Here is a 23,929-nt window from a genome sequence, read left to right on the forward strand (position 1 = left end):
GCGGCCACGGCCGCGTCGGCGTCGCCGCGGCCCGGCGCGGACGTCGAATTCGTAAGGCGTCATGACCAGGGCGACAGTTACAGGCCCGCCGCTTGTCGAGGCTTGTCGCCAAGGTTCGCCACAAGCCGGGAAGGGTGGCGTCCCGACGGCGTCACCGCACGGAGAAGCCGCCCGGTGCGCCGGTGACGACCGGGTGACGCGGACTCCGGCAGGGTCGCGGCACGAGGCGGCACGGCGCGAGGGGGCGGCATGGTCAGGACGATGCTCTTCAGGCGAGCGCGCCCCGGCTGCGAACCCGCCGTCGGGCCGGCCTGGGAGACCGTCGCCGGCCAGGTCAGCGCAGCGCCCGGCAGCCTCCGGCGCGAGCTGCTGCGCGACGCCCTGGACCCGTACGGCTTCGTCGTGGTCACCGAGTGGGTCGACCAGGCGGCGCTGCGCGCGTACCGGGACGGGCCGGTGGCGGCGCGCCTGGCCGAGCTGCTCCGGCCGCTGACCGAGCCGGCCGGCCCGCCCGACTACCCGACGATGACCGAGGACGTCGACGGGGCCGGGCCGGTCTACGTCGACGTGGAGCTGATCGTGCCGAGCGCCCGCCTCGCCGAGTTCCACCGGGGCTACCCCGAGGTGGTGCGGCGGATGGCGGCCGTGCCGGGCTACCGGCGGGAACGGCTGCTCCGCGAACCCGGGTCGGACGTGCACCACATCTTCGCCGAATGGGACGGCGCGGCCGAGTTCCTCGACTGGATCGCCGACCCGGCGCACGCCTCGGCGCAGGCCGGGCCGATCGCCCCGTTCCTCCTCGACATCCGACGCCGTCTCTTCCACGTCGTGCCCGACGTGGACGACCGGCGACACCACACCACGGGCAGGGAGGCCGATGTGCAGAGGACAACTGACGTACTGGTGGTCGGGGCGGGCCCCACCGGGCTCACCGCCGCCGTCGAGCTGGCCCGGCGCGGCGTCGACTGCCGGGTGATCGACCGGCTGGCGACCCCGCCCGACCAGGCCGACAAGGCGATCGGCGTGCACTGCCGCACCATGGAGATCTGGGAGGAGCAGGGCGTCGTCCGGGAGGCGATGGACGCCGGCATCTGGCTCACCGGCAACATGGTCTTCGTCAACGGCGTGCAGACGCACCGGATGAGCTGGGAGCTGCCCGGCCTGCCGTACGCCCACCTCGGCCTGCCGCAGTACGAGACCGAACGGATCCTCACCGAGCGGCTGGCCACGCTCGGGGTGCGCCCCCGGCGCGGCGCCGAACTTGTCGACTTCACCCAGGACTCGGACGGCGTCACCGCCACCGTCCGTACCGCCGACGGCGGCACCGAGACCGTCCGCGCGGCGTACCTGATCGGTTGCGACGGCGCGCACAGCCGCGTCCGGGAACGGCTCGGCCTCACCTTCACCGGCGGGCTCGGCCGCTTCCCGCAACTGTTCATGCTCGTCGACGTCGACGTGGACTGGGACATGCCGGACGGGCACCTGCTGCGGTTCCTGCACACCACCGACGGCCAGATGGACGGAATGCTGGTCTGCGTCCCGCTACGCGGCGAGCGCCGGTACCGGATCGCCACCCTCGCCCCGCCCCGGTTCTTCGCGCAGACCGGCGGCCGGGACGCCCCGCCCGGGTTCAGCGAGGAACTCGCCTCGCCGACGCTCGACGACGTGCAGGCCGCCCTCGACCGGCTCGCCCCGCCCGGCACCCGGGCGTCGAACCTGCGCTGGTCGTCGGTGTTCCGGATCAGTCACGGCATCGTCGACCGCTACCGGCAGGGTCGGGTCTTCGTCGCCGGCGACGCCGCCCACCTGCACCCACCGGCCGGCGGCCAGGGCATGAACACCGGCATCCAGGACGCCTGGAACCTGGCCTGGAAGCTGGCCCTGGCGGTACGCGGGCGCGCCGCCCCCGGGCTGCTGGACAGCTACGAGGCCGAGCGGCGGCCGGAGGGCGAGGAGATCGTCGGTCGCGCGGTGCGGTTGGCGGGCACCGAGGAGGTGGACCGCGCCGACCTGGAACGGCAGTTCCTCCAGGAGATGTCCCTGCTGCTCAGCTACGCCGGCAGCCCGCTGGTCGGGGAGACCGTCGCCGACCCGGCCGCGCTCGGTGACGCGCCCCGCCCCGGCGACCGCGCGCCGGACGTCGAGGGACTGCGGCGGCGCGGCGTCGGGCACCCGCTGCGGTTGCGGGACCTGACCCGCGGCACCGGGCACACGCTGCTGCTCTACGCCGATGCCACGGCCGACGCGGCGGAGCTGGCCGGGCTCACCGACCTGTGCGCCGACGCGCGGCGGCAGGCCGGCGGGGAGCTGGACGCGTACCTGCTGCTCGACCCGGACGTCGCCGAGCCGCACCTGGCCGACCCGCCGGTGCTGCGCGACGCCGACCGGCGGTTCCGCGCCGGATACGGCCTGGCCGGCACCGGGCTCTACCTGATCCGCCCGGACGGGCACGTCGGGTTCCGGGGCGCCCCGGTCGACGCCGACGCGCTCCGCAAGCACCTGTGCCTGGTGTTCGGCGGTGTCCGGTGAGCCGGGTCCGGACGGTGCTGGCGATGCGCACCCGGGAGGGCTGCGAGGAACGGTTCGAGGCGGAGTGGCGGACCGCCGCCGAGGAGATCCGCACGCTCGACGGCTGCCTGCACCAGGACCTGGTCCGCGACGCCGACGACCCGCGGGTCTATCTGGTGATCAGCGACTGGGCCGACCGGGAGCGGCTGGACGCGTTCGGCCGCAGCGCGCACCGGGACCGGCTGCTGCGCGTGGTCCGGGAGCTGCGCGAGTCCGCGGAACGGCACACCTACCAGGTGCTGCACAGTGTGGCCGGCGAGCCGGGGGAGGCCCGATGACCGACGACGTGGTACCCGCCGGCGAGCTGTACACGGACGCGTTCGCGGCCGACCCCTATCCCACCTTCGCCCGGCTGCGCGCGCAGCGGCCGGTCTGCCCGGTGGGATCGCCGCGCTTCGACTCCTGGTTGATCACCCGCTTCGACGACGCGCGCGCGGCGTTGACCGACCCGCGGCTCTCCAAGGACCTCTACGGCCCGGACCGGCACTTCCTGCGGATCTTCGGCCCGAACTCGGAGGGGCTGAACCGCAACATGCTCAACTCCGACCCGCCCGAGCACACCCGGCTGCGCCGCGTGGTGTCACAGGCGTTCGCGCCCCGGCGGATCGAGGCGCTGCGACCCCGGGTGGCCACCGTCGTCGACTCCCTGCTCGACAAGATCGTGCCGCACGGCGAGGCGGACCTCATGCGGGACTTCGCCATCCCGCTGCCGATGACGGTCATCTGCGAGCTGCTCGGCGTGCCGCCGGCCGACCACGACCAAGTGCTCGACTGGACGCAGGTCATCCGTACCTCCGGCTCGACCCGCCGGCCGCCGGAGGAGGAACGCGCGGCGGTGCAGGAGGCCCAGGCGCGGCTGCACGACTACCTGACCGAGCTGGTCCGGGCCAAGCGGGGCGACCCGGCCGACGACATCATCGGCGCGCTGGTGCGGGCCGTCGACCAGGACCGGACGCTGTCCGAGGCGGAGCTGGTGACCACCACGTTCCTGCTGCTGTTCGCCGGCCACCAGACCACCGCCGACTTCCTCGGCAACGCGGTGCTGGCCCTGCTCACCCACCCGGAGCAGTTGGCGCTGCTGCGCAGCACGCCGCGCCTGCTGCCCACCGCGATCGAGGAGCTGCTGCGGTTCGACGGCCCGCTGCCGGTGGCCAGCCCGCGCATCACCACCGAGGACGTCGAGTACCAGGGGGTACGCATCCCGCGCGGCTCGATCGTCGGGGTGGCGATCAACGCGGCGAACCACGACCCGGCCCACTTCGCCGACCCGGACCGGCTCGACCTGCGCCGGGTCCGGGGGCCGCACCTCGGCTTCGGCCACGGCGTGCACTACTGCCTGGGCGTCTCGTTGGCCCGGATGGAGGCGCTGCTCGCGCTCTCCGCCCTGCTGCGCCGGCTGCCCGGGTTGCGGCTCGCCGTGCCGCTCACCGAGGTACGCCGACTGCCCGCCGCCTCGCCCTTCCGTGGCCTGCTGGAACTGCCGGTCACCTTCTCCGCCTAGCCCGCCCATTCAGCCAGCCAGCCAAGGAGCACGTCATGGTCTTCCGGAACGTGATCGTCTGCCACATGGTCCCCGGCAGCGACGAGATCGTCGGCAACGTCTTCGGCCACTACGACCAGATCACCCGACCGCAGGATCTCGGCGTCATCGGCCGGTACCTGCTGTCGCACCACGACCTGTACCTGCACGTGATCGAGCGTGAGCAGGACCCGAGGATCTCCGGGCAGACCCGTGGGCTGCCCGCGTTCCAGAAGATCGCCGAGGAGATCGGCCCGTACGTGACGCCGTACCCGCGGTACTGGAAGAACCCGTCGGACTCGGTGGCCAAGGAGTTCTACCACTGGGCGCCGGAGGGGGAGCCGCCGGACGACACCACGCTGACCGTGATCGTCGGACGGATCAAGCCGGGCGCCGAGCCGGACGTGGCCCGGGTGTTCGCCGAGTCCGACGCCGGGTCGCTCCCGGCCGAGCTGGGCGTCACCGGGCGCTGGCTCTACTCGATCGACGACGTCTACGTGCACCTGTTGGAGCAGGAGTCCTCGGCCGCCGAGGCCACCCGCGACCAGCACGCCGACACGCCGACGTTCGACAGGGTGCGGCGGGAGCTCGGCCCGTACGTCGAGCCGTACCGGCCGGACCTCTGCCACGGCCCGCAGGACCAGGTGGCCACCGTCTTCTACCGCTGGCGCGCGCAGGACTGAGCCGGGACGGAGTTTACAAGCCGGTAACGCTGTGCCAGCCTCTTGGGCGCGCTCCCACGATCGCCGGTGGTCGGGATCCCGCGGGGGCCGGAGGGCGGTGCGCGGTGACCGCGGAGGCGGACGTCGGCCTGGTGACGGCCGCGCGTCGCGGTGACCGGGGCGCGCTCACCGCGTTGCTCGCCGCCCACCTGCCGCTCGTCTACAACGTGGTCGGCCGTGCGTTGGCGGGGCACGCCGACGTCGACGACGTGGTGCAGGAGGTCATGCTGCGGGTGGTCGAGCGGCTGCCCGCGCTGCGCGAACCGGAACGCTTCCGGGCCTGGCTGGTCACCATCGCCATCCGCCAGGTGCGGGAGCACGCCCGCCGGCGGGTCGCCGCCCGGCAGGTGCCGCTGGACCCGTACGCGGACGTGCCGGACCCGGCCGTGGACGTGGCCGGCGAGGTGCTGGCCGGGGCGGAGCGGGACGCCGAGCGGCGGGACGTGCTCGCCGCTGTCGCCTGGCTCGACACCGACGACCGCGAGGTGCTCACGCTGTGGTGGCAGGAGCTCAACGGCGAGCTGAGCCGGGCCGACCTGGCCGAGGCGCTGGCGGTCGGCCCGGCACACGCGGCGGTCCGGATCCAGCGGATGCGCACCCGGCTCGCGCAGGCGTACACGGTGCTGGCCGCGTGGCGGGCCCGGCCGCGCTGTCCCGACCTGGCCCGCACCGCGCGGGGCTGGGACGGGGGGCTCGTCCCGCTGTGGCGCAAGCGGCTGGGCCGGCACGTGTTCGCCTGCCCGGCGTGCCTCGCGGCCGGCGGCCGTCGGACCACGCCGGAGCAGGTGCTGCCCGTGCTGGCCGGGCTGGCGGTGCCGGCCGGGCTGCGCCTGGCGGTCGAGGCCCGGGTGGTCGCGCCGACGGCGTCGGCCGCCGTGTCCGGCGTGACGGGCGGCCTGCGGGGCGTGCTGTCGCACAAGGCCGCGGTCGCGGCGGGCACGGTCGCGATCCTGGCGGTCGGTGGCCTCGTGCCCGCCGTGCGCCACACCCCGGACGGGCGCGACGGCGTGGTGGCCGCCGCGCCGACGATCCCGGGGTACGGCGGCCCGTCGGCCCCGCCCGCGCCGTCGGGACCGCCGGGCGGCACCCCGACGCCTCGGCCGTCGCGGGCGCTCACCGGCGTCACCGACGCCGACATCGTCGTCGCCCCGGACGGCCACGACGACGGCGACGGCAGTCTCCGCCGTCCGTTCGCCACGCTGGGCCGGGCGGTCGAAGCGGTCCGGCCCGGCCAGACCATCGCGCTGCGCGGCGGCACCTACCGGATGACCGAGCCGGTGACCATCACCACCGACGGCACCGCGGACCGGCGCATCGTGCTCGGCGCCTACCGGGCGGAACAGCCGGTGCTCGACGCCGCCGCGATTCCCGCGGACAGATGGGCGGTCACCCAGCGGACCGCGTGGTGGACCGTGCAGGATCTCGAGGTACGCGGCTCCCGCAGCCACGCCTGGGTCTGCCGGTCCTGCGCCCACACCGTGTTCCGCCGGCTCTCCATGCACGACAACGTCCGCTCCGGCCTGACGCTGCGCGACCCGGGGACGGTCGACAACCAGGTGCTCGACAGCGACTTCTTCCGCAGCTACGACCCGGCGGACCCGGGCGGCTCCGGGATCGGGCTGGCGGTCAAGTTCGGGGCCGGCGTCGGGAACGTGCTGCGCGGCAACCGGGCCTTCCACAACGCCGACGACGGCGTCGACCTGGGCGGGTTCGCCGACCCGGTGACGGTGGAGCGGAACTGGTCCTACGGCAACGGGCAGGACCGCTGGGAGGTGGCCGACTGGGACAGCAACGGGGGTGGCTTCTCCCTCGGCGGCGGTGAGTCGCTCCCGGCCGGGCACCGGGTGCGGGGGAACGCGGCCTGGGACAACCGGGGACACGGGTTCGGCGTGGAGGCCAACACCGGGCCGATCGACCTCACCGGCAACACCGCCTTCCGCAACGGCGGTGTCGGCTTCGACCTGGCCGACGGCGAGACCACCGCGCGCCGGAACGTGGCCGTGGGGAACGCCGCACCGGCGCGGGGCGCCGCGGACACCGCCGGCAACTCCTGGGACGGCGGGACCGCCGTACGGCTGCGGTCGACCGACCCGGGTGTGGCCGAGGGACCGCGCCGGCCGGACGGGAGGCTGCCGGCCACCCGCTACCTCAGCACCGGTACCGGCATCGGCGCCGACCTGACCGCCTTCTGAGAAATCCGCCGGAAAACCGTTGCCGCGGTCGTGCCGGCCCGTCTGTGTGCTGACGGGGTCGCCGGGCAGCACCCGTTCCGGGCACCGCTCCCTGCCGTGCGGGCCGCCGCCAGCGCTGGCGGTGACGGTCGGGGAGACCACACCGCATCCGCACCGAACCCCGGGAGAACCGTGAGAATCCTCCTCCGACGACGGACGGCCACCGTGCTCGCCGTGCTCGTCACCACCGCCATCGCCGCCGTGGGCGTCGCCACCGCCGGCCCGTCCCAGGCCGCCGCGGGCTGCCAGGTCGACTACCGGGTCACCGCGCAGTGGTCCGGCGGCTTCAGCGCGGCCATCACCATCCGTAACCTCGGTGACACGCTCACCGGCTGGCGTCTCGGCTGGACGTTCCCGGCCGGGCAGACCGTCACGCAGGCGTGGGGCTTCACCGCCGGTTCGTCCGGCGCGGCCGTCGTCGCCACCAACGTCGACTGGAACGCGACCATCGCCGCCGGCGCGAGCGTCGAGGTCGGCTTCAACGGCGCCTCGACCGGCACCACCAACCCGAGCCCGACCGCGTTCACGCTCAACGGTGTCGCCTGTGGCGGCCCGTCCGCCCCCACGCCGACACCGACCCCGACCCCGACGCCGACCTCCGGGCCGACCACCCCGCCGCCGACCACCCCGCCGCCGACCACCCCGCCGCCGACCACCCCGCCGACGGTGGCCGCGGACGGCAGCGGCACGTACCGCACCGTGCAGGAGGCGGTGGACGCGGTGCCAGCGAACAACACCACCCGCCGGGTCATCACCATCAAGCCCGGCACCTACCGGCAGGTGGTACGCGTGCCGGCGAACAAGCCGAACATCACCTTCCAGGGGCTCGGCTCGTCCCCGTCGAACACCACGATCGTCTACCACAACTCGGCCGCCAGCAACGGCACCTTCGCCAGCGCCAGCATGTTCGTCGACGGCGCGAACTTCGTCGCGGAGAACCTGACCATCGCCAACGACTACGACGAGAACTCCACGACCGTCAACCAGCAGGCCGTCGCGTTGCACCTCAACGCCGACCGGGCCGTGCTGCGCCACGTGCGGCTCCTCGGCGACCAGGACACCTTCCTGGTCAACGCGCGCGCCCGCGCCTACGTGGTCAGCTCCTACATCGAGGGCACCACCGACTTCATCTTCGGCGACGGCACCGTCGTCATCAACGCCTCCACCATCCACGAGAAGCGCTCCACCGGCAGCGCCATCACCGCCGCCCGAACCGACCCCGCCAAGACCTACGGCTTCCTGATCTACCGGTCCACCGTCACCGGCACCGGCACCGACAACACCACGCTCGGCCGCCCCTGGGGCCAGGGCGCCCAGGTCCTCTACCGCGAGTCCACGCTCAGCAACACCATCAAGATCAGCCAGCCGTGGACCAACATGGGCGACGCCACCTGGCAGAACGCCCGCTTCTCCGAATACCGCAACACCGGCGCCGGCGCGACCGTCAACAGCAACCGCCCCCAGCTCAGCGACGCCCAGGCGGCGAACTACACCCCGCAGCGGTACCTGGCCGGCGCCGACGGCTGGAACCCGCTGTGAGCCCCACCCGGGAGAGGGACACGACGCACCCGACGCCGCGCCGGTCCTGGCGTACCGCCCTGGTGCTGGGCGCCACCGCGGCGCTCGCCGTGGCCGGCGCGGTCACCGCGGTCACCGCGCAGGCGGCGGCCGGCTGCCGGGTCGACTACCGGGTGTCCAGCGAGTGGAGCGGCGGCTTCAACGCCGACGTGACGGTCACCAACCTGGGCGACGCGCTCACCGGCTGGCGGCTGGCCTGGACGTTCCCCGCCGGCCAGCAGGTGAGCCAGGCGTGGAGCGCGACGATCCCGACCGGTACGTCGAGCGTCACCGCGACCGATGTCGGCTACAACGCCGCGGTGCCGACCGGCGGCAGCGTCTCGTTCGGCTTCACCGGCACGCGCGGGGCCACCAACCCGGCGCCGACGGCGTTCACGCTCAACGACACCGCCTGCACCGGCGGGGTCACCCCGACGACCGGCGCGCCCGGCCCGACCCCCACCACGCCGCCGTCGACCACACCGCCGTCGAGCGGGCCGTACCCGAACGCGCCGGACGGGTTCGCCGGGGCCGCCGGCACGACCGGCGGGGCCGGTGGCACCACGGTCACCGTCACCAACCAGGCCGACCTGGAACGGTACGCCGCCGCCAGCACCCCGTACATGATCCGGGTCGGCGCGGCCATCACGGTCAGCCCGTACGGCAGGGAGATCCCGGTCAGGTCCGACAAGACCATCGTCGGCGTCGGCCGCAGCGGCCAGATCGTCAACGGCGGCTTCAACCTCGGCACCGGCACCAGCAACGTCATCATCCGGAACCTGACCATCCGCGACACCCGGATGACCTCCGACGACCCGGACGACAAGGACTTCGACTACGACGGCATCCAGATGGACACCGCCAACCGGATCTGGATCGACCACAACCAGATCGTGCGGATGAACGACGGTCTCATCGACAGTCGTAAGGACACCACCAACCTGACCGTGTCCTGGAACGTCATCGCCGAGGGCAACAAGGCGTTCGGCATCGGCTGGACCACCAACGTCACCGCGCGCATCACCATCCACCACAACTGGATCCACGACACCAACGTGCGCAACCCCAGCACCGACAACGTGCAGTACGCCCACCTCTACAACAACTACCTGCAGAACGTCCGCGGCTACGGCAACTACTCCCGCGGCGCCACCAGGATGGTCATCGAGAACACGTACTACGACACCGTCAAGGACCCCTACTACCGCGACGACACCGCCGAGCTGCGCCAGACCGGCAGCGTCTGCGTGAGCTGCACCGGCCAGCGGGAGACCGGTGGGTCCGCCTTCACCCCGTCGAGCTTCTACAGCTACCGGCTCGACGCCGCCGACCAGGTCCCGAACCTCGTCCGGACCTACGCCGGACCGCAGGCCGCCATCGGCCAGTGAGGCCGCCGGCCGGGGCGGTGCGGTCCACCGGGCCCGCCGCCCCGGCCGGACGTCCCCCACCGGCTGCCGGGTCGCGCAAACCCGCTCGCCGCCCCCGCCGGATACGCCAGGCTGAGGCGGACGGAGGTGTCGGGTGCCGACCAAGGAGATCATCCAGCACATCGGCGCGTTGCTGGACCTGACCGGGGTGCTGGTCATCGCGGTGGGCGTCACGGTCGCCACGGTGGTGTTCGCGGCGCGCTGCGGTCGTACCCGGCAGGTGGTCGCGCACTACCGGGCGTACCGGCAGGGGGTCGGCCGGGCCATCCTGCTCGGCCTGGAGTTCCTGGTCGGCGGCGACATCATCCGTACGGTCGCGGTGTCGCCCACCTTCACCAGCGTGGGCGTGCTGGCGTTGATCGTGGCGGTCCGGACGTTCCTCAGCTTCTCGCTGGAGGTGGAGCTGGACGGCCGCTGGCCCTGGCAGGGCAAGCTCCCGCGGGCCGGGCAGGCGGGTGCCGACTGATGGGCCACGCGCACCACGCCGGACACGACCCGGAGCAGTTCCGCCGCCGGTTCTGGCTGAGCCTGGCGTTGACCGTGCCGATCGTCCTCACCAGCCACATGGTGATGGACTGGTTCGGCTACTCGCTGGCCGTCCCGGGCGTGCGCTGGGTGGGCCCGGTGCTCGGCACGGTCGTCTTCGGCTACGGCGGCTGGCCGTTCCTGGCCGGCGGTCTGCGCGAGCTGCGCGACCGCGCGCCCGGCATGATGCTGCTGATCTCCATGGCGATCGTGGTGGCGTACCTCGCCTCGGTGGCCACCAGCCTCGGCGTGTTCGACCTGGACTTCTGGTGGGAGCTGGCCGCGCTTGTCACCATCATGCTGCTCGGCCACTGGCAGGAGATGCGGGCGGTGGGGCAGGCGCGCGGCGCGCTGGGCGCGCTGGCCGCCCTGCTGCCCGACGACGCCGAGCGCCTGGACGGGACCGGCCGGCCGCAGCCGGTGCCCGTCGCCGACCTGCGGGTGGGTGACCTGGTGCTGGTCCGCCCCGGCGGTCGGGTGCCGGCCGACGGCCGGATCGTCGAGGGCGCGGCCGAGCTGGACGAGTCGATGATCACGGGGGAGTCCCGGCCGGTGCCCCGCGCCGCCGGGGACCGGGTGGTCGCCGGCACCGTGGCCACCGACGCCACCCTGCGGGTACGCGTCGACGCGGTCGGCGCGGACACCGCGCTGGCCGGCATCGGCCGGCTGGTCGCCGAGGCGCAGTCCTCCGGCGGGCGCGCGCAGGTGCTCGCCGACCGGTTCGCCGCGCTGCTGTTCTACCTGGCGGCGACCGCCGGCCTGGTCACCTTCGTGGTCTGGCTCCTGCTCGGCGACACCGACCAGGCCGTGGTGCGGACCGTGACCGTGCTGGTGATCGCCTGCCCGCACGCCCTCGGGCTGGCCATTCCGCTGGTGGTGGCGCTCTCCACCGCGCTCTCCGCGCGCGCCGGCATCCTGGTGAAGGACCGGCTTGCGCTGGAGCGGATGCGCACCGTCGACACCGTCCTGTTCGACAAGACCGGCACGCTCACCACCGGTCGGCACACCGTCACCGGGGTGGTCGCCACCGGCGGTCTGGACCGCGACGGCGCGCTGGGCCTCGCCGGCGCGGTGGAGGCCGACAGCGAGCACCCGCTCGCCCGGGCGCTCGTCGCCGCCGCCGACGCGCGGTCCACCCGCCCGGCCGCCGCCGACGCGGGCGGGCCGGATCCGGCCGCCGCCGACGCGGGCCCGCCCGGTCCGGGCGCCGGCGATCCGGGTCCGGGGCGCCCGGCCGCGCACGGCTTCCGCGCGCTCGCCGGTCGCGGCGTGCGGGCCACGGTGGACGGCGTCGACTGGGCGGTGGGCGGTCCGGCGCTGCTGCGCGAGCTGGACGCCGCGGTGCCCGACGACCTGGCCCGGGCCGCGGCGGACTGGTCCCGGCGGGGCGCGGCGGTGCTGCACCTGGTCCGGCTGCCGGCCGGGCACGGCCCCGAGGTGACCGCCGCGTTCGCGCTTGAGGACCGCGTCCGACCGGAGGCGCGGGCCGCCGTGGCCGAGCTGCGTGAGCTGGGCGTACGCAAGATCGTGATGATCACCGGCGATGCCCGCCCGGTGGCCGGGGCGGTCGCCGCCGACCTCGGCTTCCGGCCCGGCGTCGACGAGGTCTTCGCCGAGGTGCTGCCGGCCGACAAGGACAAGGCGGTCGCCGACCTGCAGGCGCGCGGGCTGACCGTGGCCATGGTCGGCGACGGCGTCAACGACGCCCCGGCCCTGGCCCGCGCCGACGTCGGGGTGGCCATCGGCGCCGGCACCGACGTGGCGATCGAGTCCGCCGGGGTGGTGCTCGCCGGCTCCGACCCGCGCGGCGTCGGCGGGGTGATCCGGCTGTCCCGGGCGTCGTACCGCAAGATGCGGCAGAACCTGGCCTGGGCGGCCGGCTACAACGTGGTCGCCATTCCACTCGCCGCCGGTGTGCTGGCCGGAGCCGGGGTCGCGCTCAGCCCGGCGCTCGGCGCGGTGCTGATGTCCGCCTCCACCATCGTGGTGGCGCTCAACGCCCAACTGCTACGCCGGGTCCGGCTCGCGCCGAGCGGGACGTGAGATGTATTGCTGGCCGGCACCTGCGCACGGGTGAGAGGTTTGAGGTCGACTCACCGGGTCACTGACACCGGGAGTGACGAGGGAAGGGGAACACCGGTGCCCGACACGATCCGGACCAGGTCCAGTCAGGACGCTGCCCTGCCACGGGGCGTCACCGACCCGTTGCTGTGGCGCAGCGCGTACGACGTGGCCGCCGCGCACCGGCCGGACGCCGCCGGTCGGTGCGCCAGCCTGCTCTGCGCCGGCGCGCCGGCACCCTGTGAGCCGCTGGACGCCGCCCGCCGGGCGATGCGCCTGGCCGGGGACGCCGGCCGCCGCGCCGAGTCGGAGAGCCGGCCGGCCGGGGAGCGGCGGCGGGCCGCCTGAACGGCCGGTGGGCCGGGCGGTTCGAACCCGGGTCGTCCCGCTTCCGTGTCTATGATCGACAACCCGGCCGGAATGCGGAGGACGAGGAGGATTCGTGACCGTCGACGCCCACGCGTTCTGGCTCCGCGCGCCCGGCGAGGGCGAGATCCGGCCGGTCCGCCTCGACCCGCCCGGCGACGGTGAGGTGCTGGTCCGCACCCGGTTCACCGGCGTCAGCCGGGGCACCGAGACGCTGGTCTTCACCGGCCGGGTCCCCACCGACCAGCACGCCGCCATGCGCGCGCCGTTCCAGGAGGGCGACTTCCCGGCGCCGGTCAAGTACGGCTACCTCAACGTCGGCACGGTCGAGGCCGGCCCGGCGGAGCTGCGCGGGCGTACCGTGTTCTGCCTGTACCCGCACCAGAGCGCGTACGTCGTCCCGGCCGGGTCGGTGGTGGTCGTGCCGGACGGCGTGCCGGCGGCCCGGGCGGTGCTGGCCGGCACCGTGGAGACCGCGGTGAACGCGCTCTGGGACGCCGCGCCGCTGGTCGGCGACCGGGTCACCGTGATCGGCGGTGGCATGGTCGGGTGCAGCGTGACCGCGCTGCTGGCCCGCTTCCCGGGCGTCCGGGTCGAGCTGGTCGACGCCGACCCGGGCCGGGCCGGGGTCGCCGAGGCGCTCGGGGTCGACTTCGCCCTGCCCGCCGACGCGACCGGCGGGCGCGACCTGGTGGTGCACGCCAGCGCCAGCGCCGACGGGCTGCAACGCGGCCTGGAGCTGCTCCGCCCGGAGGGCACCGTGCTGGAGCTGAGCTGGTACGGCGACCGCCCGGTCACCCTCGCCCTCGGCGGCGCGTTCCACTCCCGGCGGCTCGCCATCCGCAGCAGCCAGGTCGGCACCGTCTCGCCCCGGCGGGCCGACCGCAGCTACGCCGACCGGCTCGCCGTCGCCCTGGACCTGCTGACCGACCCGGCCTTCGACGCGCTGCTCACCGGCCGGTCCCGCTTCACCGACCTGCCCGACGTGCTGGACCGGCTCGCCTCGGGCCGGCTCCCGGCGCTCTGTCATCTCATCACCTACGGCGAGGAGTGAACGTGTTCAGCGTGACCGTCCGGGACCACATGATGGTCGCCCACAGTTTCCGCGGCGAGGTGTTCGGCCCGGCCCAGCGGCTGCACGGCGCCACCTTCGTCGTCGACGCCACGTTCCGCCGGGCGGAGCTGGACGCCGACGGGATCGTGGTCGACATCGGTCTGGCCACCGAGCAGCTCAAGGCCGTGCTCGGCGAGCTGACCTACCGCAACCTGGACGACGAGCCGGCCTTCGCCGGGGTGAACACCACCACCGAGGTGCTGGCCCGCGCCGTCGCCGACCGGCTCGCCGACGCGGTGCACGCCGGCCGGCTGGGGGAGGGGGCCCGGGGTCTGGCCGGGATCACCGTCACGCTGCACGAGTCGCACGTCGCCTGGGCGAGCTACGAACGGCCGCTGTGACCGGATGACCGCCGTCCACGTGGTGCTGCCGGGCGACATCGACGACCCGGCGAACCCCAGCGGCGGCAATGCCTACGACCGGCACGTCTGCCGCGGGCTGGCGGCGCTCGGCTGGACCGTGCGCGAGCACCAGGTGCCGGGCCGCTGGCCGCACCCGGGGGACCGGGAACGATACGCGCTGGCCGGGCTGCTCGCCGGGCTGCCCGGCGGCGCGATCGTGCTGCTCGACGGCCTGGTCGCCTCAACCGTGCCGGACGTGCTCGCCCCGCACGCCGCGCGACTGCGCCTGGTGGTGCTGGTGCACCTGCCGATCGAGGACGAGGCCGAACGGCGGGCCCTCGGCGCGGCGACCGGGGTGGTCGCCACCAGCGAGTGGACCCGCCTTCGGCTGCTCGACCGCTACCCGCTCGACCCCGCTCGGCTGACGGTCGCGCCGCCCGGCGTCGAGCCGGCCCCGGTCGCCCCCGGCACGCCCGGCGGCGGTCGTCTGCTCTGCGTCGCGGCGGTCACCCCGGTCAAGGGCCACGACGTGCTGGCCGCCGCGCTCGCCGGGGTCGCCGACCTGGACTGGACCTGCGACTGGATCGGCCCGCTGGACCGGGACCCGGCGTTCGTGGCCCGGCTGCGCCGGTGGCTCACCGGGGCCGGGCTGGCCGACCGGGTCCGGCTGACCGGCCCGCGCACCGCGACGGAGCTGGCCGCCGCGTACGCCGCCGCCGATCTGCTGGTCCAGCCCTCCCGGCGGGAGACGTACGGCATGGTGGTGACCGAGGCGCTGGCCCGGGGCGTACCGGTGCTGGCCAGCGACACCGGCGGCCTGCCGGCCACGCTCGGGCACGCCCCCGGCGGCGACCGGCCCGGCCTGCTGGTGCCACCGGACGACCCGGGTCCGACCGCCGACGCGCTGCGCCGCTGGCTCACCGACCCCGCCCTGCGGGACCGGCTGCGCCGCGCCGCCCGGCAGCGGCGGCACACCCTCACCGGCTGGCCGGTCACCGTGGACCGGCTGGCCACGGCGCTCAAGGAGGCGACCGCGGCATGACCACCTCACTCCCGCCCGACTTCGCGGACTGGCTGCGACTGCGCGAGCCCGCCGACGCGGCCGCCCGCTCGGTCGAGCTGGCCGACGCGGTCCGCGACCGGCTGCCCGCCGGACGCCCGCTGGTGGTGCACGACCTGGGCAGCGGCACCGGGTCGATGGCCCGCTGGCTCGCCCCCCGGCTGCCCGGCCCGCAGCGCTGGGTGCTGCACGAACGTGACAGGCACCTGCTGGCGCTGGCCACCGCCGGCGGGCTCACCGCCGCCCACGGCGCGCCGGTCACGGTGACCACCCGCGGCTCGGACATCACCCGGCTGACCCGCGCCGACCTGGCCGACGCCCACCTGGTCACCGCGTCGGCGCTGCTGGACATGCTCACCGCCGAGGAGGTCGACCGGATGGTGGCCGCCTGCGCCGGTCACCCGACGCTGTTCGCGCTCACCGTGTCCGGCCGTGCGGAGTTCACCCCGGCGGATCCGCTCGACGCCGAGCTGGCCGACGCGTTCAACGCCCACCAGCGGCGGACCGTCGACGGGCGGGCCCTGCTCGGGCCGGACGCGGTGGACGCCACGGTGGCCGCGTTCGGCCGGCACGGCGTCGAGGTGGCGGTGCGGTCCACCCCGTGGCGGCTCGGGCCGGAGCAGGCCGCGCTGACCGCCGAGTGGCTGACCGGCTGGGTGGACGCGGCCGTCGAGGAGCGACCGCATCTGAACGGCCCCGCGCGGACGTATACCGAGTGGCGGCTCGCCGAGGCCGCCGCCGGCCGGGTCGAGGTGGTGCTGCACCACGCCGACCTGCTCGCCGGCTGAACCGAACGGCCCGCCGACACGTGACATCCGGTGGGAACGAGGGAGGACCGTTTGTCACATGTCGCCGTCGCCGCGCCCGTGCCCGTACCGGTCCGGCCGCGCCCGGCCCGGGTGCGTTGGGCCTGGAGCCGCCGGGCCTGGTGGCGGCCGGCCGCCGGGCTGGCCGTGCTCGCCGCGCTTGTCGCCTTCGTCGGCACCGGTCCGTTCCTGGCCGGGCTGCGGCTGATCGACGCGCCGGCGCTGGCCGCCGCGCTCGGCATCGGCGTGGTCACCACCGTGAGCGGCGCCTGGCGCTGGTCGCTGGTGGCCGGCGGGCTGGGCGTACGTCTGCCGATGCGCGCCGCGGTGGCGCACTGCTACCGGGCGATCTTCCTCAACTCCACGCTGCCCGGCGGCGTGCTCGGCGACGTGCACCGGGCGGTCCGGCACGGCCGGGACGCCGGGGACGTGGCCCGGGGGGTCCGCGCGGTGGTCTGGGAGCGTGCCGCCGGCCAGGTGGTGCAGGTGGTCATCGCGGTGGCGGTGCTGGCCGCGTTCCCGTCCCCGGTCCGCCGGTACCTGCCGGCGCTGGCCGCTGTCGGGGCGGTGACCGTGGTGGCGCTGGTGCTGGTGGCCCGTGCGGTGCCGCGTTCCGGGGCGTCCCGTCTCGCCCGGTTGGCGCGTACCGCGCTGACCGACGTCCGCGCCGGGCTGCTGGCGCGGCGGACCTGGGCCGGCGTGGTGATCGCCTCGACCGTGGTGTTCGCCGGCCACCTGGCCACGTTCGTGGTGGCCGCCCGCACCGCCGGGGCCGACGCGCCGCTGTCCCGCCTGCTGCCGCTGACCCTGCTCGCCCTGCTGGCCATGGCCCTGCCGCTCAACGTGGGCGGCTTCGGGCCGCGCGAGGGCGTCGCCGCCTGGGCGTTCGCGGCGGCCGGTCTGACCGCGGCCCAGGGCGTCGCCACCGGCACCGTCTACGGCGCGCTGGTCCTGGTGGCCAGCCTGCCCGGTGCCGTGGTGCTGCTGTTGCGCCCGACCGGCAACTGTCGGTGATCCCGCATACGGTGAGGGTGCGAGGTGTGAGTCGTCGGTCAGCCCGGCGACCGGACGGAGGAGAACCATGGACGAATCCCTGCCCAGCGCGACGGTCCGGACCCGGGTCACGGTCCCGCTTCGGTTCCCCGACGGATACTCCACCACCGCCCTGGTGCACACGTTCCACGGCCTGGTGGACGGCCGGGAGCACCTGGCGTTCGGGCTCGGCGGGTACGCCGACGCCGACCCGCCGCTGGTCCGCCCGCACAGCGAGTGCCTGACCGGTGACGTGTTCGGCAGTCAGCGCTGCGACTGCGGCCCGCAGTTGCGCGAGGCGGTCGAGCGGATCGCCGAGGCCGGCGGCTACCTGCTCTACCTGCGTCAGGAGGGGCGGGGCATCGGCCTGTACGCCAAGCTCGACGCGTACGCCCTCCAGGACGACGGCCTGGACACGTACGAGGCGAACCTGGCGCTCGGCCGGGGCGCCGACGAGCGGGACTACACGGTGGCCGCGCAGATGCTCACCGCGCTGGGCGTGGACCGGGTGGCCCTGCTGAGCAACAACCCGGACAAGGCGGCACAGCTCGAAGGGCTGGGCGTCGCGGTGGCCGACCGGGTGGTCACCGGCGTGCACCTGTCCCCGGCGAACGCCGACTACCTGGCGGCCAAGGTCACCCGCGCCGACCACGCCCTCGACCTGCCGTTCGTGCCGTGACCACCCGCCCGTACGTGCTGCTGAGCTGCGCGATGTCGATCGACGGTTACATCGACGACGCGACCACCGAGCGGCTGCTGCTCTCCAACGACGACGACCTGGACCGGGTCGACGCGACGCGGGCCGGGTGCGACGCGATCATGGTGGGCGCGGCCACGGTCCGCCGCGACGACCCCCGGTTGCTGGTGCGCAGCGATCGGCGGCGTGCCGAGCGGGTGGCCCGGGGCCTGCCCCCGTCCCCGGTGAAGGTGACGGTCACCGGCAGCGGCGACCTCGACCCGGTGGCCCGCTTCTTCACCGTCGGCGACGGCGTCAAGCTGGTCTACTGCCCGAGCGGGGTGGTGGACAAGGCCCGGGAGCAGGTCGGCGCGGTGGCCACCGTGGTGGACGCCGGCGAGCCGGTCACCCCGGAGGCGGTCGTCGCCGACCTGGCCGGGCGCGGGGTCGGCCGGTTGATGGTGGAGGGCGGCGGCACCATGCACCGCCAGTTCCTCACCGCCGGGCTCGCCGACGAGCTGCACCTGGTGGTCGCGCCGTTCTTCGTGGGGGACGGCCGGGCCCCCCGGTTCGTCGGGGAGGGCCGCTTCCCGTGGCACCCGGGTCGCCGGGCCCGGGTGGTCGAGGTGCGCCAGATCGGCGACGTGGTGCTGACGCGCTACGCGCTCTCCGACCGCTGCCGGGCCTGACCAACGCCGCTCCGGTTCGCTCTTGTGCAAGCTCACGGTCGAGATTAGTTTGTTGCTCATCCATACGAATGCATCCCTCCCGAAGGGGTATCGATGAGCGTGCACCACCCCGATCCGGGCGCCTCCCGTCGCCGTTTCCTCGGCCTGGTCGGCCTCGGCGTGGCCGCCACCGCCGGCGGCCCGCTGCTCGCCGGATGCTCCGAGAAGCCCGCCGGCTCCGGCGCCTCCCAGCAGCTCGACGCCGTCTCCGGCCTGCTGCCGACGCGAAAGGACCTGCCCGGCGCCGTCAAGCCCGACATCGTCGGCACCCGCCCGGTGCCCGACGGCTACACCAGCTACCCGGCGACGCTGGTCGACGCCATCACCGACAAACCCGGCACCAGCGGCAAGCAGATCACCGCGATGACGCCCGCCTGGGGGCCGGCGCCGCCCGGCATCGCGCAGAGCGCCTACCTCCAGGCCGTCAACGCCGAGCTGGGCACGCCTGTCAACTTCACCATCCAGGACGGCGTCACCTACGCCGACAAGCTCAACGCCATGCTCAGCGCCCGCGACGTGCCGGAGCTGCTCTGCGTGCCGAGCTGGGAGGTGGAGAAGATCCCGCGCTTCGCCGAGGCGATCAAGGCGCTCTTCGAGGACCTCACCGACCACCTCCGGGGCGACGCCGCGAACGCGTACCCGATGCTGGCCAGCTTCCCGACCGGCGCCTGGCGCCAGGCGGTGTGGAACGAGCGGCTGATGTCCGTGCCCAATCCCACGGACGGGCCGTTCCCCTGGGCGCTGTTCGCCCGCAAGGACCTCCTTGACGCGCGCGGCCTGGGGGTGCCGACCAACCTCGACGAACTGCTGACCGCGGCCCGGCAGGTCACCGACCCGGCGCGCAAGGTGTGGGCGTTCGACGACGTCTTCGCCATGATCCAGATGTTCCACCGGGTGCCCGGCGCCAACCAGGGGTGGCGGCTGCGCTCCGACGGGACGCCGGAGTTCAAGTACGAGACGCCGGAGTTCCGCCAGGCGCTCGAGGTGATGGCCAAGATCTACAAGGACGGCCTGGTCCACCCGGACATCGTGGCCAGCCGCGGCGCGGACGCGAAGCAGTTGTTCGCCAAGAACGGCGCCATCGTGTTCAAGCAGGACGGCATCGGCTTCTGGCAGGGCGCCCAGGCCGAGCACCAGAAGACCAACCCGACGTTGAACATCCAGCCGGTGCCGATCTTCTCCGCCACCGGCGGCGACCCGTTGGTCTGGGGCGAGGACAAGCCGATCTCGTTCACCTTCGTCAGGAAGGGCCTCGGCAAGGACCGGGTCCAGGAACTGCTGCGCGTCATCAACTGGTGCTCCGCGCCGCTGGGCAGCCAGGAGGCCCAGCTCCGGGACTTCGGTGTCGAGGGCAAGCACCACACCACGTCGCCGAACGGGCCGGTCAAGACCGACCTGGCGTTCAAGGAGATCGCCAACCAGTATTTCTTCATCAGCGGTCGTAACCCCACCATCGGGCCGTACCCGGACACCCCCCGCTACGTGCCGGACGTGCTGAACTACTCCAACCAGATGGTCAAGTTCCTGGAGAAGAACCCCTGGGCCGGGGTGAAGCTGGAGATGCCGGCCGCCTACAAGGCCAACCAGGTGCCGACCGAGGACAAGTTCACCGACGTCCTGCGCGGCCGGCGTCCACTGAGCGACGCGGACGCCATCGTCGCCGAGTGGAAGGCCAACGGCGGGGAGGAAGCCCGCAAGCTGCTCGCCGACTCGCTGCCCAAGGCGGCCAAGTGAGCGAGCCGGCCGTCGCGGTCGGGCCCGAGCGGGTCCGACCCGACGAGCCGGCCCCACCGGCCCGCCGCCGACCGCCCCGCCGTCGCCGGGTGCCGCTGCGCAGCCGGCTGCGCCGCGACTGGCAGTTGCTGGCCATGGTGGCGCCCGGCTTCCTGGTGCTGCTGGTCTTCAGCTACCTGCCGATCGCCGGCAACGTCATCGCGTTCCAGGACTACAACCCGTACCTGGGCGACAATCCCTGGCAGGCGTTCACGCACAGCAACTGGATCGGCTTCGGCCAGTTCCAGCTCCTCTTCGACGACCCGGCGTTCTGGGACGCGTTCCGCAACACGCTCGCCATCACCGCGTTCCAGCTCGTGTTCTTCTTCCCGCTGCCGATCCTGCTCGCGGTGATGCTGCACAACCTGCTCTCCAGCCGGCTGCGCGGTCTCGTCCAGACCATCGTCTACCTGCCGCACTTCTTCAGTTGGGTGCTGGTGATCAGCTTCTTCGTCGCCATGCTCGGCGGCGCGGGGCTGCTGGCCCAGACCATGCGCGACGCCGGCATGCAGCCGTGGAACGTGATGACCAACCCGGACACGTTCATCGTCCTGGTCACCGCCGAAGCGGTCTGGAAGGACGTGGGCTGGGGCACCATCGTGTTCCTCGCCGCGCTGTCCACCATCGACCAGAGCCTCTACGAGGCCGCCGCGGCGGACGGCGCCGGCCGGTGGCGGCGACTCTGGCACATCACGCTGCCCGGCCTGCGTCCGGTGATCGTGCTGCTGCTGATCCTGCGCCTCGGTGACGCGCTCTCGGTCGGCTTCGAACAGTTCCTGCTGCAACGCGACGCGGTCGGCCGGCAGGCCGCCGAGGTGCTCGACACCTTCGTCTACCACTTCTCCATCGCCACCGGGAACTACGGCTACGGCGCGGCGGCCGGCCTGTTCAAGGCCGTCGTCGGCCTGGTGCTGATCCTGGCCGCGAACCGGGTGGCGCACCTGCTCGGCGAACGAGGGATCTACTCGAAGTCATGACCGTGATCATCCGACGGCCGCCGCGCGCGCGGCCCCACCGCCCGGTGTGGGAGGAACCCCCCACCCGCGTCGGTCAGGCGCTCAAGGCCACCCTGCTCACCCTGCTGGTGCTCGGCGTCCTCTTCCCGCTCTGGGTGGTGCTGGTGACCAGCCTCTCGTCGCGCCGGACGATCGCCGACGCGGGCGGCCTGGTGGTGGTGCCGAAGGGCATCGACACCTCGGCCTACGCCACCATCTTCGCCGGCGGCGCGGTCACCCGGGCGCTGTGGATCAGCACGCTGGTCACCGTCTGCGGCACCGCGATCGCGCTGACCGTCACCGTGCTGGCCGCGTACGGGTTGTCCCGGCCGGGCACGGTGGGGCACCGCTGGCTGCTGGCGTACTTCCTGATCCCGTTCCTGGTCTACCCCCCGCTCGTGCCCCGCTACCTGGTGGTCACCGGGCTCGGGCTCAAGGACACCATCTGGGCGCTGGTGCTGCCGTCCGCGATCAGCGTGTTCAACCTGGTGGTGGTGCGCGGCTTCTTCCAGGGCATCCCGCAGGAACTGCTGGACAGCGCGCGCATCGACGGTGCCAGCGACTTCCGGACGCTGGGCCGCATCGTGCTGCCGTTGTCCCGCGCGGTGATCGCCGTGGTCGGTCTCTTCTACGCGGTCAGCTACTGGAACGTCTGGTTCGACGCGCTGCTGTTCATCGACCGCAACGACATGTACCCGATCCAGCGGGTGTTGCAGAGCTACCTGTTGGCCGGGCAGGCGCCGCACACCTCCGGCGCGGCCAGCGGGGTGACCATGCCGCCGACCGAGGCGATCAAGATGGCGGTGGTGGTGCTGACCGTCGCGCCGATCGTCGCGGTCTACCCGTTCATCCAGCGGCACTTCATCAAGGGGGTGCTGATCGGGGCCGTCAAGGGCTGATCAGAGCACCTGGGACAGGAACCGCCGCAACCGGGGGTGTTCGGGGGCCTCGAACACGGCGGCCGGCGGCCCGGCCTCCAACACCCTGCCGGCGTCCATGAACGCGACCGTGTCGGCGACGGTGCGGGCGAAGCCCATCTCGTGCGTGACCACCACCATGGTCATGCCGGCGGCGGCGAGGTCGGCCATCACCGCGAGCACGCCCTTGACCAGCTCCGGGTCCAGCGCCGAGGTGGCCTCGTCGAAGAGCATCACCTGCGGGCGCAGCGCGAGCGCGCGGGCGATGGCGACGCGTTGCTGCTGGCCGCCGGAGAGCTGCGCCGGCCGGGCGTCGGCCTTCGCGGCGAGCCCGACCAGGTCGAGCTGGGCGCGGGCCACCGCCTCCGCCTCGTCCCGGTCGAGCTCCTTCAGCTTCCGCAGCGCGAGCGTGACGTTGCGCAGCACGCTCAGGTGCGGGAACAGGTTGAACTGCTGGAACACCATGCCGACGCGTTGCCGCAGCGCGTCCGGGTCGTCGTGCAGCACGCTGCGCCCGTCCAACAGCACGTCGCCCCGGTCCGGCTCGATCAGCCGGTTGATCGTGCGCAGCAGCGTGGACTTTCCGGAGCCGGACGGTCCGATCACGCAGGCGGTGCCGCCCCGGGCCACGTCCAGGTCCGCGCCGCGCAGCACCCGGTGCGCGCCGAACGCCAGGTGCACGTCGCGGACGGCGAGGCTGACCGAGGTGGCGGTGCCGGTGGTCATCGCGGGTCCCTTCCGGTCGGGGTGACGCCGGCCGGCGTCAGGTCGGTGTCGGGCTCGGGTGGCGGGGCGGCCGGGCGGCCCTGGCGCAGCCGCCGGTCCAGCCAGTTGACCGCGTGCGTCAGCGGCACGGTCAGCAGTAGGTAGCACAGGCCGGCCAGCAGCAGCGCGGACTGGTTGCCGGTGTTCGCCGCGTAGTCCTGGCCGATCCGGAACAGCTCCCGCTGACTGGCCAGCAGGCCGAGGAAGTAGACCAGGCTGGAGTCCTTGATCAACGCGATGAGCTGGTTGACCCAGGCGGGCAGCACCCGGCGTACGCCCTGCGGGATGATCACCAGCCGCATCGACTCGGCCCAGGAGAAGCCGAGCGCCCGGGCGCCCTCCAACTGGGCGGCCTCCACGCTCAGGATGCCGGCCCGGAAGATCTCGCCGAGGTAGGCGGCGGCGATGAGCGACAGCGCCAGCACGCCCAGCGGGTAGGGGTTCGGCCCCCAGACCTCCATGCCCAGCGGCGCCAGGCCGACGCCGATGAGCAGGATGGTGGCCGCGGCCGGCAGGCCGCGGAACACGTCGGTGTAGACCCGGGCCGGCCACCGCAACCAGCGGGTACGCGAGATGCCGGCGACGGCCAGCAGCATGCCCAGCACCGAGCCGAGCAGGGCGGCGGAGGCGGCCAGGATCAGCGTGTTCGGCAGCCCGACGGTCAGCATCTCGGGCAGCGCCTCGCGCATCGACCCCCAGTCGAAGAACGTCTCCCAGAGGGTGCTCAGTGGATCCATGTCCGCTCC

Annotated in this window: 22 protein-coding genes; 20 read left to right on the forward strand and 2 right to left on the reverse strand. The window is 74.0% G+C overall.

All coding sequences use genetic code 11. The features are described from left to right. Positions 1 to 261: 261 nt before the first annotated feature. The 20 genes from ACZ6O5_RS01930 to ACZ6O5_RS02025 all read left to right on the forward strand — a co-directional run bounded on the left by ACZ6O5_RS01930 (position 262) and on the right by ACZ6O5_RS02025 (position 22,400). A complete protein-coding gene (locus tag ACZ6O5_RS01930; RefSeq protein WP_465974033.1) occupies positions 262 to 2,529 on the forward strand; it encodes an FAD-dependent monooxygenase in 2,268 nt (755 codons plus the stop codon). Continuing rightward, positions 2,526 to 2,846: a putative quinol monooxygenase gene (locus ACZ6O5_RS01935; RefSeq protein ID WP_107157354.1), complete on the forward strand. Its 321-nt coding sequence runs from the start codon at positions 2,526 to 2,528 to the stop codon at positions 2,844 to 2,846. Before ACZ6O5_RS01930 ends, ACZ6O5_RS01935 begins: the two co-directional genes overlap by 4 nt. After that, complete coding sequence (locus ACZ6O5_RS01940; protein ID WP_465974034.1) at positions 2,843 to 4,069, forward strand: cytochrome P450 family protein; 1,227 nt, start codon at positions 2,843 to 2,845, stop codon at positions 4,067 to 4,069. The genes ACZ6O5_RS01935 and ACZ6O5_RS01940 overlap by 4 nt, the downstream gene beginning before the upstream one ends. Positions 4,070 to 4,104: 35 nt before the next feature. After that, positions 4,105 to 4,770, forward strand: coding sequence for a TcmI family type II polyketide cyclase (locus tag ACZ6O5_RS01945; protein ID WP_465974035.1), 666 nt, complete (start codon positions 4,105 to 4,107; stop codon positions 4,768 to 4,770). A gap of 104 nt (positions 4,771 to 4,874) precedes the next feature. Continuing rightward, complete coding sequence (locus ACZ6O5_RS01950) at positions 4,875 to 7,001, forward strand: sigma-70 family RNA polymerase sigma factor (protein WP_465974036.1); 2,127 nt, start codon at positions 4,875 to 4,877, stop codon at positions 6,999 to 7,001. A gap of 171 nt (positions 7,002 to 7,172) precedes the next feature. Beyond that, positions 7,173 to 8,579, forward strand: a complete 1,407-nt coding sequence (locus ACZ6O5_RS01955; protein WP_465974037.1) for a pectinesterase family protein — start codon at positions 7,173 to 7,175, stop codon at positions 8,577 to 8,579. Continuing rightward, on the forward strand, positions 8,576 to 9,985 hold the full coding sequence (locus tag ACZ6O5_RS01960; RefSeq protein ID WP_465974038.1) for a cellulose binding domain-containing protein: 1,410 nt from the start codon (positions 8,576 to 8,578) through the stop codon (positions 9,983 to 9,985). The genes ACZ6O5_RS01955 and ACZ6O5_RS01960 overlap by 4 nt, the downstream gene beginning before the upstream one ends. A gap of 133 nt (positions 9,986 to 10,118) precedes the next feature. Continuing rightward, positions 10,119 to 10,490, forward strand: coding sequence for a DUF1622 domain-containing protein (locus ACZ6O5_RS01965; RefSeq protein ID WP_281941979.1), 372 nt, complete (start codon positions 10,119 to 10,121; stop codon positions 10,488 to 10,490). Then, positions 10,490 to 12,592 carry a heavy metal translocating P-type ATPase gene (locus ACZ6O5_RS01970; protein ID WP_465974039.1) on the forward strand — a complete coding sequence of 701 codons (2,103 nt, stop codon included), beginning with the start codon at positions 10,490 to 10,492 and terminating at the stop codon, positions 12,590 to 12,592. Before ACZ6O5_RS01965 ends, ACZ6O5_RS01970 begins: the two co-directional genes overlap by 1 nt. A 96-nt stretch (positions 12,593 to 12,688) precedes the next feature. Beyond that, positions 12,689 to 12,958 (forward strand): hypothetical protein, encoded by a 270-nt coding sequence (locus ACZ6O5_RS01975; RefSeq protein ID WP_465974040.1) that lies wholly within the window; start codon positions 12,689 to 12,691, stop codon positions 12,956 to 12,958. 94 nt (positions 12,959 to 13,052) lie between these two features. Beyond that, positions 13,053 to 14,030, forward strand: coding sequence for a zinc-dependent alcohol dehydrogenase (locus tag ACZ6O5_RS01980; protein WP_465974041.1), 978 nt, complete (start codon positions 13,053 to 13,055; stop codon positions 14,028 to 14,030). A gap of 2 nt (positions 14,031 to 14,032) precedes the next feature. Further along, entirely contained in the window at positions 14,033 to 14,431 is a 399-nt protein-coding gene (locus tag ACZ6O5_RS01985; protein ID WP_465974042.1) for a 6-pyruvoyl trahydropterin synthase family protein, read from the forward strand. A gap of 4 nt (positions 14,432 to 14,435) precedes the next feature. Continuing rightward, entirely contained in the window at positions 14,436 to 15,473 is a 1,038-nt protein-coding gene (locus tag ACZ6O5_RS01990) for a glycosyltransferase family 4 protein (protein WP_465974043.1), read from the forward strand. After that, a complete protein-coding gene (locus ACZ6O5_RS01995; RefSeq protein ID WP_465974044.1) occupies positions 15,470 to 16,279 on the forward strand; it encodes an SAM-dependent methyltransferase in 810 nt (269 codons plus the stop codon). Before ACZ6O5_RS01990 ends, ACZ6O5_RS01995 begins: the two co-directional genes overlap by 4 nt. A 111-nt stretch (positions 16,280 to 16,390) precedes the next feature. After that, entirely contained in the window at positions 16,391 to 17,311 is a 921-nt protein-coding gene (locus tag ACZ6O5_RS02000; RefSeq protein WP_465974323.1) for a lysylphosphatidylglycerol synthase domain-containing protein, read from the forward strand. A gap of 67 nt (positions 17,312 to 17,378) precedes the next feature. Then, complete coding sequence (locus tag ACZ6O5_RS02005) at positions 17,379 to 18,008, forward strand: GTP cyclohydrolase II (protein WP_396774793.1); 630 nt, start codon at positions 17,379 to 17,381, stop codon at positions 18,006 to 18,008. Next, complete coding sequence (locus tag ACZ6O5_RS02010; RefSeq protein WP_431932516.1) at positions 18,005 to 18,694, forward strand: RibD family protein; 690 nt, start codon at positions 18,005 to 18,007, stop codon at positions 18,692 to 18,694. Before ACZ6O5_RS02005 ends, ACZ6O5_RS02010 begins: the two co-directional genes overlap by 4 nt. 93 nt (positions 18,695 to 18,787) lie before the next feature. Next, positions 18,788 to 20,467, forward strand: a complete 1,680-nt coding sequence (locus ACZ6O5_RS02015; protein ID WP_465974045.1) for an extracellular solute-binding protein — start codon at positions 18,788 to 18,790, stop codon at positions 20,465 to 20,467. After that, positions 20,464 to 21,483, forward strand: coding sequence for an ABC transporter permease (locus tag ACZ6O5_RS02020; RefSeq protein WP_465974046.1), 1,020 nt, complete (start codon positions 20,464 to 20,466; stop codon positions 21,481 to 21,483). Before ACZ6O5_RS02015 ends, ACZ6O5_RS02020 begins: the two co-directional genes overlap by 4 nt. Beyond that, entirely contained in the window at positions 21,480 to 22,400 is a 921-nt protein-coding gene (locus ACZ6O5_RS02025) for a carbohydrate ABC transporter permease (protein ID WP_281941957.1), read from the forward strand. The genes ACZ6O5_RS02020 and ACZ6O5_RS02025 overlap by 4 nt, the downstream gene beginning before the upstream one ends. On the opposite strand, the gene ACZ6O5_RS02030 is transcribed toward ACZ6O5_RS02025, so the two are convergent. Together ACZ6O5_RS02030 and ACZ6O5_RS02035 are read right to left on the reverse strand one after the other, a co-directional pair. Beyond that, entirely contained in the window at positions 22,401 to 23,144 is a 744-nt protein-coding gene (locus tag ACZ6O5_RS02030; protein WP_465974047.1) for an amino acid ABC transporter ATP-binding protein, read from the reverse strand. Then, positions 23,141 to 23,920 (reverse strand): amino acid ABC transporter permease, encoded by a 780-nt coding sequence (locus ACZ6O5_RS02035; protein WP_425786664.1) that lies wholly within the window; start codon positions 23,918 to 23,920, stop codon positions 23,141 to 23,143. Before ACZ6O5_RS02035 ends, ACZ6O5_RS02030 begins: the two co-directional genes overlap by 4 nt. Between the last annotated feature and the right edge of the window lie 9 nt (positions 23,921 to 23,929).

The sequence above is a fragment of the Micromonospora sp. NPDC049201 genome (assembly GCF_055586805.1).

Coding starts and splice junctions, on each gene's coding strand:
- ACZ6O5_RS01945 (WP_465974035.1), top strand. CDS start 4,105: ATGGTCTTCCGGAACGTGATCGTCTGCCACATGGTCCCCGGCAGCGAC.
- ACZ6O5_RS02030 (WP_465974047.1), bottom strand. CDS start 23,144: ATGACCACCGGCACCGCCACCTCGGTCAGCCTCGCCGTCCGCGACGTG.
- ACZ6O5_RS01995 (WP_465974044.1), top strand. CDS start 15,470: ATGACCACCTCACTCCCGCCCGACTTCGCGGACTGGCTGCGACTGCGC.
- ACZ6O5_RS01970 (WP_465974039.1), top strand. CDS start 10,490: ATGGGCCACGCGCACCACGCCGGACACGACCCGGAGCAGTTCCGCCGC.
- ACZ6O5_RS02005 (WP_396774793.1), top strand. CDS start 17,379: ATGGACGAATCCCTGCCCAGCGCGACGGTCCGGACCCGGGTCACGGTC.
- ACZ6O5_RS02015 (WP_465974045.1), top strand. CDS start 18,788: ATGAGCGTGCACCACCCCGATCCGGGCGCCTCCCGTCGCCGTTTCCTC.
- ACZ6O5_RS02035 (WP_425786664.1), bottom strand. CDS start 23,920: ATGGATCCACTGAGCACCCTCTGGGAGACGTTCTTCGACTGGGGGTCG.
- ACZ6O5_RS01990 (WP_465974043.1), top strand. CDS start 14,436: ATGACCGCCGTCCACGTGGTGCTGCCGGGCGACATCGACGACCCGGCG.
- ACZ6O5_RS01940 (WP_465974034.1), top strand. CDS start 2,843: ATGACCGACGACGTGGTACCCGCCGGCGAGCTGTACACGGACGCGTTC.
- ACZ6O5_RS02025 (WP_281941957.1), top strand. CDS start 21,480: ATGACCGTGATCATCCGACGGCCGCCGCGCGCGCGGCCCCACCGCCCG.
- ACZ6O5_RS01930 (WP_465974033.1), top strand. CDS start 262: ATGCTCTTCAGGCGAGCGCGCCCCGGCTGCGAACCCGCCGTCGGGCCG.